Here is a 9,620-nt window from a genome sequence, read left to right as displayed (position 1 = left end):
GCGCGTGCCCTCCTCCAGGACCTGCAACTGGTCGAAGAACACCTTGGACAGCGCCCGCGCATCCTTGGGGGCCACCTTCCCCGCGTCCTCGATCCAGGGCAGCTCACCCACACCGACAGGCGCGTCGACCTCGGACGACGCTGCGGCCTGCGCCTCGAACGTGTCGATCTGACCAATCGCTGTCATGTGCTCTCCTCCTCCGGCTGGTGCGCTTCCGGGCGGCGTCTTCCCCTCCTGGGGAGGTGTATGCCTGCCTCCTGGCGTCTGCAAGGCACAGGCGCCAGGGCCGCATCGCCGACTGCCCCGCACTCGACGCACCCGGCCGGGAGCCGGCCCGGTCGGGTACGTGGTGGCGGCCTCGCGGACAGGAAGCGATTTTTACGCCCTCATGGCTACCGCCGACTGCCGTCCGGCCTCGTAGGGTGAGGACCACTTGTACGGCGGCAGCACACTCGACAGCCGCACGCCATGCGTACGCAGCGTGCCTTTCAACTCCGTTACGCGGCGCGCGTCGTCGGCGCGCGGGTGCGGGAAGAACGGCATGAAGCCACCACCCCGTCGTGGCCGAGCACCGGTTCGGGGAAGGACGCGACATCGATCCCTTCGCCGAATCCGGCGCCGCCCTCGAACGGAGTCCGGCCGGCGTGTGCCATGGCCGCCCGCGACTGCCGGATCCATGTCGCCCCCGTGCCGGCCCCGTCCGGCACGACCTGTGGGCCCGAGGGGCGGCCTGGCGGCCTGTCTCGTCATCCGTGACGCGGCCCGGGTGCCGCCATCTGCTGATCCCGCACCACAGGGAAGAAATCCCACGCCGTCGGGAAGAAGGGGCCGCACCCCGAGCCGGCCGACCGCCGCGGAACCCCTCACCGACCCGGACTCGGTCTTCCACTACTACCGCCGTCTCATCGCCCTGCGGCACACCGAACCCGCCCTCACCCACGGCGACTTCCACATGCTCCACCCGGGCCACGAACAGCTCTACGCCTTCACCCGCCACGACGCGGGCTCCGGCACCGAGCTGCTGGTCCTGGCCAACTTCAGCGGAGCCGACCCCGCCATCGCCCTGCCCGACGGCTGGGAACACAGCGAGACCCTCATCGCCAACGTTCCCGCCACCGCCCCCCTCACGGCTCCGTACACCCTGCGGCCGTGGGAAGCACGCGTCCACCGACGCCGTACCGCCTGACCCCGCACGTCACGTCATGCCCTGCTCGCCGTGGCCGCCCCGGCCCCCGTGGCACCCCCCGACCGCCTGCGCCTGCGCCTGCGCCTGCGCCTGCGCCTGCGCCTGCGCCTGCGCCTGCGCCTGCGGCTCCGGCTCCGGCGCGGCCAAGGCCGGCATCGTCGGCCTGCTGCTCGGCTTCGTCCTCGGCCCGACCCCGCTCTACTGCCAGAGCAGGCTGAACACGGTGTGGGCCGACCGCGCCTGATCCGTCGCCACGCACGGCACCGGCACGCGGGGGGCTGGGAGAGCGGAACGCTCTCCCAGCCCCCCGGCACTTTGACGACAACTCCTGGAGCGCGCCCCGCACGGCATTAGGCTCGGGGTCGTGAGCAGCGAGGTGGCGGGGGACGCGGTGGCGGCGGGCGGGGCGCGGTACCGCCGGGAGGAAGTGGCCCGGGCGGCCGGCGTGAAAGTCCGCAATCTGCGCTACTACCAGGAGCGCGGGCTGCTGCCCCCGCCCCGCCGGGAGGGCCGGATCGCCTGGTACTCCGACGATCACCTGGCCCGGCTGCGGCTGATCGACGACCTGCTCGGCCGCGGCTACACGGTGAACGGCATCGCCGAGCTGCTGACCGCCTGGGAGCAGGGTGGCGGCATCGCCCAACTCCTCGGCCTGAGAAGGGAGATGACCCGGGACTGGGTGCAGGAGGAGCCCGTCACGATGGGCCTCGCCGAGCTGCGGGAGCTGTTCGGCCCGGCGGCGACCTCCCAGGACACCCGGCGGGCCGCCGCGCTGGAGTACGTACGGGTCGACGGGGACACCGTCACCTTCCCGAGCCGGCGGCTGCTGGAGGCGACCCTGACCCTGCTGCGGCAGGGCGTGCCGCTCGCGGAGATCCTGGACGCGGGGGGCTTTGTCCACGCTCAGGCGGCGGCGCTCGCGGACCGGTTCGTCGCCCTGTTCCGGCGGCATGTGATCGGCCCGGAGGGTCTGGAACAGCTTTCGGCCACGCAGTTGGATCACATTGCGGAGGCGGCAGCGGCGCTGCGCCCGGTGGCGGGTGAGGTCGTGGCCGCGGAATTCGCGCGGGCGATGGCGCGGAGGGTGGAGGCGGAAGTCGCCGCGCTGCTGCGTACGGAGCAGTAGGACTTGGCCTGAAGGTGGTGTTCGCGCAACCTTGCCAACCACCATTGGCACTCTTACATTCGACTCCACGGTCGTACCGACGAGTAACGATCACACGCGACCGGATCACGCCGGATGACGGCGGCTCGCGCTGGGTCGCACGGATCGCACTGGTTCAGACCGGATCACCGCACATCCGACCCCCACCCATCCAAGGGGAATCTGTCATGGAACACGACTTAGACGACGGCCGGGTGAGATGGCGGCGCTTCGCCGTCCTGACGGTGCCGGCCATCGCCGTCACCGCCGGCCTCGGCATCGCTCTCGCCCAGGGAGCGCTCGCCGCCTCCTTCGCCGTCTCGGGCCAGCAGTTCAAGGTCTCCGCCCGGAGCCTGACCGGCGAGGGCTTCGCCCAGTACGGCAGCGTGGACGTCAACGCCCGGGAGGAACTCATCCCGGTGGCGGTGACCGCCATCAAGGAGGCCGAGCTCAACAGCCTCTGCCAGTCGGTGGTCACCTCGCTCCCGGTGATCGGCGACGTCTCGCTCAACCTGACCGCCGGCCGGAAGACCCCGGTCGAGGCGACGAACCTCTTCGTCGACGCCACCCAGCTGTCCGGCAACGCGACCTTCACGAACATCGAGATCGGCCGCGACGCCTCCACCCTGGACAAGGGCCCGGCCGACGCCCAGGGCATGCAGGACATGTTCGCCCAGCAGGCCGACACCATCAGCATCACCGATCTGCGGCAGACGGCGTGGGCCACCAACGCCGGCACCTTCAAGCTCTCCGGCCTGAGCATGAAGATCAGCAAGGGCGAGAAGGAATGCTTCTGAGCCGGACGCGGTTCCGGCGGTGGCGCCGCAGCCGGCCGTTCTGGGGCGGACTCGCCGCCGTCCTCGCCGGAGCCGAGATCTGTGTCCTGCCGCTCGCCCCACTGAAGGTCATGCTCACCCAGGGCGTGGCGGGGATCCCGTCCGTCCTGATGGGCCTCGTGATGATCGTCCTCGGTGTCTCCGTCTGGTTCGCCCCGCACTACCGCGCACTCGCCGGGGTCCTCACCACCCTCATCGCCACCGCCGCACTCGTGCTGTCGAACCTCGGCGGGTTCCTCGTCGGGACCCTGCTGGGCATCCTCGGCGGCGGCCTCATGTTCGCCTGGCAGCCACGAACCCCCAGGTCCGGCGCATCTGCCAGGGACGGCGGAACCACGAGATCCGCAATACCCGCACCGGACGTAACCCCCTCCTCCGCACCGCTCTCCGATCCCCAAGGAGCACAGCCATGAGCCGCACCCGTGCCACCCTCGCCCTCGGGCTCGCCGCCGCAGGCGCGCTGACCCTCGGCGCCGCCTCCGCCACCGCCTCGCCTTTACCGTTATCGGCGGCGGCCGGCTCGACCACCGTCACCCCGGCCGGCCACGCCTTCAAGGCCACGCTCAGCGGCAAGGCCACCCTCAAGGCCGGTTCGGTCACCGTGACCTGCTCGGTCTCCGTGTCCACCGGCACCGTCCCGGCCGCTCCCGGCAACCACAACCCGGCCGGCCCGGTCTCCTCGCCGATCTCCGCCCCGACGTACAGCTCCTGCACTTCGAGCATGCCGGGCGTGACCCCGACCGTCACCACCAGCGGCGACTGGAAGGTGTCCATGCAGAACGGGACTCCGACCACGGCCACCATGACCGTCCCGACGGGCGGCCTCGTGGTCAAGACGACCGGGCTGGCCACCTGTACGGTCGTCACCGCGCCCACCGCGGCGGCGAGCGTCCCCGGCTCCTGGACCAACGGTGCCCCGCCCTCGCTGGCCTTCACCAACGCCTCGGTCCCGGTCAAGGTCACCGGTGGATTCGGCTGTCCGACCAGTGCGACGAGCTCCACCTTCAATGCCGTCTACACGGTGGCGAACACCACCGACCCGGCCCAGCAGATCACCGTGGCACCGTAACCCTGTAGCCCCCTCGCTCAGGGCAGACAGCTCAGGGCGGACAGACGGTGCTGGGCGCGCGTCGTCGGGCGGACACCGATCCGGGTCCGTACGCCGTACAGCTCGCCCAGCATCTCCTCGGCCGGCACTTCGGCCGGGACCGGGCGGCCACCACCCGCCCCCCGTGCGGGAGATACGGCCGGTCGCAGAAGAAGGCGGCCAGGCCGAGGCCCAGCACGGGCCTTCGCGCACCGTCTGAGCCGGTATCCGAAACATTGCGTTGCATAAGAGCGCATTGTGCGGGAACACGTACGGCACTCAAGAGCGTCTGTGGGAGGGACTGTAGTGGTGTTGAAGCCGGAGCCGCGCTGTGTGAGAACTCTGCTGGCCAGGTACGCGAGCGCACGCATTGCGCTTGCGGAGAAGCCTGACCAGGCGTGGCAACGAGAGCTGGCAGACGTCACCTACACGCTGTGCGTGGTGACCGGGACCCGTTCGATCACCGATGCGATCGCGGCTGCCGACGAGATCCTGGAGGCAGCCAGGCAACCCGAAGGGGAATCTCGGGCACCACTCGCACCGGAGACCACTCTCGCGGCCTGAGGCCGCCGCGCAGCTGCCCGCAGTCCGCGTTCTCTGCCGGAACCCGACCCCTCTGCCGGAATCCGCCTCCTCGCCGTTCCTGCGGGAGGCGCCCTCCGGCTGGGGTGTGGGGACGGGCGAACGCCGGGCACCACCCGGGTGGTGCCCGGCGAGAACGGCGGACCCTCGAGACGGCCGCAAGGCCATGCCCGTACCCGGGGAGAGGAGCACTCGGCAAACGGCGGCCCCGGCGCGTCATCCGTCGCCCCGGTCCCCTCCGGAGGCGCGGCGGCCCCGTGTCACCGCGAGGACGCTTCCCGCGACGGCGATCACGGCGATGGCCAGGGCGATGCTGACCCCGCCCTCGGTGTCCCAGTACACGTCCTCCAGGCTGATCAGCAGCGCCGCCTCGTCCAGGACCAGGGCCAGGCCCACCCCGTAGGTGAGCCCCGTCCAGGCGCGCACCCGCGCCGAGCGTTCGACCAGCCCCGCCGCGCCCACCGCCGCGAGCAGCAGGATCCCCCACACGTAGTGGTGGATGTGCACCCCGCCGGCCTGTACGTCGCCCACCCCGGCCACGTCGATGTGGATGAGCCAGGTGAGCAGGCGCATCCCGCCGAAGGTGAGGGCGAACCCCCACCAGGCCAGCACGAAGCCGCGCCGCTCGGGGGGGATGCCGGGCAGCAGGCGCAGCCAGGGCGACGGACGCTCCGGATGCCGGGACTGCGAACGGTCGGGCGTCTTCGACGGCTTCATGCGCGCTCTCCTGCTGTGGATTCCTCGATCGGCGTGGCCACGGCGTCCGGCGCACTGCGACAGGCCCCGTGTGCGGAGCCCCGGACCTCGGCCGCGCGTTCGTCACCGGCGACACGCCGGGCCTGGATCCATGCGTCGGAGGTGATGGTGCCATCCGTTCCCCGCACGGCGGATGTCGGCGCGTGGACCTGGTCCGGGTTCCCCTCGAATGACTCGGCGGCGACCCGCAGGGCGGGGCGGAAGGACGCGGTGCAGCCCGGGCGGACAAGGGCCGAACATCTCCGCGGCGGTCCGCGGCGGTCCGCCGCAGGTGTCGGAGCAGCTGATGCCGAGTCCGTGTACGTCGACGGCGATCTCCGGCAGGCCCAGGCCCAGGCCCAGGTCCGCCGTCATGCCCTCACGCGCCGCTTCCCGGCCCGAGGAGCACCGGCCCGGGCATGCCGGTGACCGCTGTGCGAGAGGGCGACCGGATCGGGACGGCTGAGCCCCTCTTACGTACCGGAGCTGCGACAATGGAAGAGCCGCCCGCATCGTCTCCCCGTCGGAGCCGGGCGGACCGAAACGCGCTGGAGGCGTCACCCCCGGGCTGGATTCCGTGGTCCCCGGCAACCACCTGCTTTCACGGCCAATCACGGGTCTGTCGGCCCGGGAGAGGAACGACCATGGTTGACGGACCCCTCTCCGACGTACCGGACCTGACCGGCTTGCTGCTCGACGCCGAAAGTGTCGACGAGTTCCTGCAGGCTCTCGTCGACCGTGCTCTGGAAAGCAGCCCGGCCGCCGACGGGTGCGGCATCACTCTGGAGCGCCAGGGCCGGCCCCTGACGGTGGCCAGCGCCGGCTCGAGGGCCATGGAGCTGGACGAGAAGCAGTACGGCCAGGACGACGGCCCGTGCCTCCAGGCGCTGCGCACGGAAGAAGAAGTCCTGGTCGGCGACCTGATGGGCGAGCGGCGCTGGGGCGACTACCCCGCCTATGCCGTGGCGTACGACACCCGCTCCTCCGTCTCGCTGCCGATCGCGGCCCACGCCCACACAGCCGGTGCCCTGAACCTGTACTTCGCCAAGCCGGACGGGTGGGCGGACGTCGACCTGGATTTCCTCCGCGCGCTGGCGGCGCAGGCCACCGGAGCGATCGCGCTGGCGCAGCGGATCGGCGACGCCCAGGAATTCGCCGGCCACCTGCAGGCCGCGCTGAAGTCCCGCACCGTCATCGATCAGGCCATTGGCGTGATCATGGGCCAGCAGCGGTGCACCGCCGAACGCGCCTTCACGATCCTGCGCAGCGCCTCCCAGCACCGCAACATCAAACTGCGCGACCTGTGCGCCGACCTCCTGACCAACATCACCGGCCGGCCACCGGCCCAGGACGGGCTGCGCCCCCGGCCCTGAGCCGCAGGGGGTCACCCACCGACGTCCTGATCCCGCCGCGACGGCTGCCTCGAGACGGGACGGCACCCGCGCGCGCAGGCCACGGCGCCGGACAACGTGGCGGTCACCAGCAGAAACCGGTACACGCCGGCGATACGGAACACCTTGCGGGCCAGCGGGCGGCGTGCCACCACGGCCAGTACGGCCCCTCCGTGACGGGCGACCTGTCGAACGCGCAGCAGCACGTTGACGGCCACAGCGGTGACCAGCGGCGTGTGCACATCGACAATCACGGTCCGGGCACCGGAACCCGAGATCAGCGCGCGCAGCTCGCTTTCAGCGGCGTCCTGCTCGCCGAAGTCGATCACGTCGTGAACCTCGATCACGAGGCGGTCCACGTCGAGTCGGTAGTACGGGAACAGCAATGTGGGCTCCAGGAGGCATGCCTGCGGGACGGGCCGCTCCCTGACCACCGTCATCCCCATGTGCCCCTGTTGCGGAGGATGATGCAGGAGATCGATGTGGTTCTGCTTGCCTGCGCGCCCCTCAGCGGCGGAGCACCTCGCGGACGAAGTCCTCCTGGACGGCGCGGAGCCGGGCCAGGAGCTGCGGTGTGGCGCTCTCCCCGAGCCGCTGTACGGGCCGAGCTCGTCGGCCTATGATCGGAACAATAATGTTGAATCTCCAACTATCTTTTCGTCAGGAGGCGAGACGTGGTGAGCAACGTCGAAGCGGAGCCCACTGAGCTGCGCTGCGGAGCGTCGGAGAGCGGCGGCCGGGTGCCGGGCGTCGACGTCCTCCCCCCGCGTGATGTCCCGCTGGGCGGCCCGCGGGCGATGACCGTACGCCGTACGCTGCCACAGCGCTCCCGGACGCTGATCGGAGCCTGGTGCTTCGCCGACCACTACGGCCCCGACCATGTCGCCGAGACGGGCGGCATGGACGTCGCCCCGCATCCGCACACCGGCCTGCAGACGGTGAGCTGGCTGTTCAGCGGGGAGATCGAGCACCGTGACAGCCTGGGCAGCCACGCGTTCGTACGACCGGGCGAGCTGAACCTCATGACGGGCGGGTACGGGATCAGCCACTCGGAGGTCTCGACCGGGCGGACCACCGTCCTGCACGGTGTGCAGTTGTGGGTGGCGCTGCCCGAAGCACACCGGCACGCGGAGCCGGACTTCCAGCACCACGTCCCCACCCCTGTGCGGGCCGGCGGGGCCGGGATCAGGGTCTTCCTGGGCGCGCTCGCGGGAGCGGTCTCCCCGGTACGGACGTTCACCCCTCTGCTCGGTGCCGAAATCACCCTCGATCCGGGTGCGACGGCCACCCTCGCCCTGGACCCCGCTTTCGAGCACGGCCTTCTCGTCGACCACGGGAGGGTCCGCATGGCCGGCACCCTGCTGCGTCCGGCCGAACTGGGCTACCTCCCGACCGGATCCGACCGGCTGACGCTGACGAACGAGTCGGACGACACCGCCCGGACGGTCCTGCTCGGCGGAACTCCGTTCGAGGAGGAAATCGTCATGTGGTGGAACTTCATCGGGCGTTCCCACGAGGACATCGCCCAGGCCCGTTCCGAGTGGATGACAGGCTCTCGCTTCGGCGAAGTGAAAGGGTACGACGGGGCTCGGCTGCCCGCGCCCGAACTCCCGTCGGTCGCGCTGAAATCACGTGGACGAGTGCGTTGACCTCGGGTTGCGGGAATCGGTGTCGTGGTCGCGAGGCGTAGGTTCTGTGGCCCTCACCTGTGACCAGGTCTCCCCCGGCCTCGGGGAACATCGGTACAGCGGTTATCGGTGAGAACGATCATGGTCCGGGCGGCGCGAGTGTGCTGACCCGGTTCCCGTACTCGCGGCGGGCCTTGCGCTGGGCCGGGACCGCCGGGAAGCCCTGGGCGCCGTCGAGCGGCTCGCAGCGGTCGAGGAGCTGGCGGTGCACGGCGGGGACGGCGCTGACGCGCAGGGTGTAGCCCTGGCCGCGCCGTACGGTCATCCCCTGGTCGAGCACGGCCCGTTCGGCGGGGTCCAGTTCGGTGGCGCGGAGGAAGTCGGCGACCTTGCCGGGCATGTCGAGGGTGACCGGCAGCTCTGGGGCGGGACCCTCCTCAATGGCGGTGTGGTCGGGCAGGAGGTCGGCGACGGCCGTGCGGATCGCGCCGCGGCTGACGCCGTGGTCGCGGGCAAGGGCAGCCATCGAACGACCCTCCAGGTAGGACGTGCGGACGGCGTCGGTCTTCGCGGCCGGGACGGCCGGGCGGCGCCCGCCTTTGCTGCCTTTCGCCTCGGCTGCCCGCAACCCGTCGTAGGTCAGCTCGCGCTGGAGTTCGCCGGCGGCGGCGAGGGTCTGCACCATGAATTTCACGGTGGACAGCAGCTCGCCGGTGCGCGGGTGGCGGGCAGTGAGGTCCATCGCGGAGAACGCGCCGTCATGGATGCGCAGGGCGACCTGGTCGCGGTGGAGGACGTCGAGCACGTCGAGGATGTGCCCGGTTCCGCGTACGAGGCGGAACATCTCGGAGATGTGCACGGTGTCGCCCGGCCGCGCATACGCCAACAGCTCGCCGAACTTCGGACGCTGAAGCGGGTGTAGGCGACTAGGCAGTGTCTGATGGCTCTTGTCCGGGGCGGTGGATCTGTTGCCGTTCCGGGCAGGAGTCCGTCATGGTGCGTCGGCATGAACTGACGAATGCTCAATGGGA

The 9,620-nt window shown here is 71.0% G+C and carries 12 protein-coding genes and 2 pseudogenes; 9 read left to right on the top strand and 5 right to left on the bottom strand.

Annotated elements, in window-relative coordinates; translation table 11 throughout:
- Both ABD374_RS31965 and ABD374_RS31960 read right to left on the bottom strand, forming a co-directional pair.
- Positions 1–186 (bottom strand): annotated as a pseudogene (locus tag ABD374_RS31965) (RNA polymerase sigma factor SigF); the annotation flags it as partial.
- Between the two features lie 207 nt (positions 187–393).
- Positions 394–546 (bottom strand): annotated as a pseudogene (locus tag ABD374_RS31960) (sugar phosphate isomerase/epimerase); the annotation flags it as partial.
- A gap of 166 nt (positions 547–712) precedes the next feature.
- On the opposite strand from ABD374_RS31960, the gene ABD374_RS31955 reads away from it, so the two are divergent.
- From ABD374_RS31955 to ABD374_RS31925, 7 genes are all read left to right on the top strand, one after another.
- Positions 713–1,186 (top strand): DUF3459 domain-containing protein, encoded by a 474-nt coding sequence (locus ABD374_RS31955; protein ID WP_344500193.1) that lies wholly within the window; start codon positions 713–715, stop codon positions 1,184–1,186.
- Between the two features lie 16 nt (positions 1,187–1,202).
- A complete protein-coding gene (locus ABD374_RS31950; protein WP_344500191.1) occupies positions 1,203–1,430 on the top strand; it encodes a hypothetical protein in 228 nt (75 codons plus the stop codon).
- 120 nt (positions 1,431–1,550) lie between these two features.
- Complete coding sequence (locus ABD374_RS31945) at positions 1,551–2,312, top strand: MerR family transcriptional regulator (RefSeq protein WP_344500189.1); 762 nt, start codon at positions 1,551–1,553, stop codon at positions 2,310–2,312.
- Between the two features lie 206 nt (positions 2,313–2,518).
- Entirely contained in the window at positions 2,519–3,127 is a 609-nt protein-coding gene (locus ABD374_RS31940) for a DUF6230 family protein (RefSeq protein ID WP_344500187.1), read from the top strand.
- Positions 3,118–3,579, top strand: a complete 462-nt coding sequence (locus tag ABD374_RS31935) for a DUF6114 domain-containing protein (RefSeq protein ID WP_344500185.1) — start codon at positions 3,118–3,120, stop codon at positions 3,577–3,579. The genes ABD374_RS31940 and ABD374_RS31935 overlap by 10 nt, the downstream gene beginning before the upstream one ends.
- On the top strand, positions 3,576–4,235 hold the full coding sequence (locus tag ABD374_RS31930) for a hypothetical protein (RefSeq protein ID WP_344500183.1): 660 nt from the start codon (positions 3,576–3,578) through the stop codon (positions 4,233–4,235). The genes ABD374_RS31935 and ABD374_RS31930 overlap by 4 nt, the downstream gene beginning before the upstream one ends.
- 276 nt (positions 4,236–4,511) lie before the next feature.
- A complete protein-coding gene (locus ABD374_RS31925; protein WP_344500181.1) occupies positions 4,512–4,817 on the top strand; it encodes a DUF5133 domain-containing protein in 306 nt (101 codons plus the stop codon).
- Positions 4,818–5,051: 234 nt separating this feature from the next.
- Here the strand turns inward: ABD374_RS31925 and ABD374_RS31920 are convergent, their stop codons facing one another.
- Entirely contained in the window at positions 5,052–5,552 is a 501-nt protein-coding gene (locus ABD374_RS31920) for a hypothetical protein (RefSeq protein ID WP_344500179.1), read from the bottom strand.
- A gap of 662 nt (positions 5,553–6,214) precedes the next feature.
- On the opposite strand from ABD374_RS31920, the gene ABD374_RS31915 reads away from it, so the two are divergent.
- Positions 6,215–6,943, top strand: a complete 729-nt coding sequence (locus tag ABD374_RS31915) for a GAF and ANTAR domain-containing protein (RefSeq protein ID WP_344500177.1) — start codon at positions 6,215–6,217, stop codon at positions 6,941–6,943.
- Between the two features lie 11 nt (positions 6,944–6,954).
- On the opposite strand, the gene ABD374_RS31910 is transcribed toward ABD374_RS31915, so the two are convergent.
- Positions 6,955–7,401 carry an STAS domain-containing protein gene (locus ABD374_RS31910; protein ID WP_344500175.1) on the bottom strand — a complete coding sequence of 149 codons (447 nt, stop codon included), beginning with the start codon at positions 7,399–7,401 and terminating at the stop codon, positions 6,955–6,957.
- Positions 7,402–7,638: 237 nt separating this feature from the next.
- Between ABD374_RS31910 and ABD374_RS31905 the strand changes: the two genes are divergently transcribed.
- On the top strand, positions 7,639–8,610 hold the full coding sequence (locus tag ABD374_RS31905) for a pirin family protein (RefSeq protein ID WP_344500173.1): 972 nt from the start codon (positions 7,639–7,641) through the stop codon (positions 8,608–8,610).
- Between the two features lie 118 nt (positions 8,611–8,728).
- Here ABD374_RS31905 and ABD374_RS31900 read toward each other — a convergent pair whose 3' ends face one another.
- Positions 8,729–9,475: a recombinase family protein gene (locus ABD374_RS31900; protein WP_344500171.1), complete on the bottom strand. Its 747-nt coding sequence runs from the start codon at positions 9,473–9,475 to the stop codon at positions 8,729–8,731.
- Positions 9,476–9,620: the final 145 nt, after the last annotated feature.

It is taken from the genome of Streptomyces enissocaesilis (assembly GCF_039533765.1).
Taxonomy (GTDB): domain Bacteria; phylum Actinomycetota; class Actinomycetes; order Streptomycetales; family Streptomycetaceae; genus Streptomyces; species Streptomyces enissocaesilis.
Note: the sequence above shows the minus strand (reverse complement) of the source record. Positions and strands in the feature narration are given on the sequence as shown.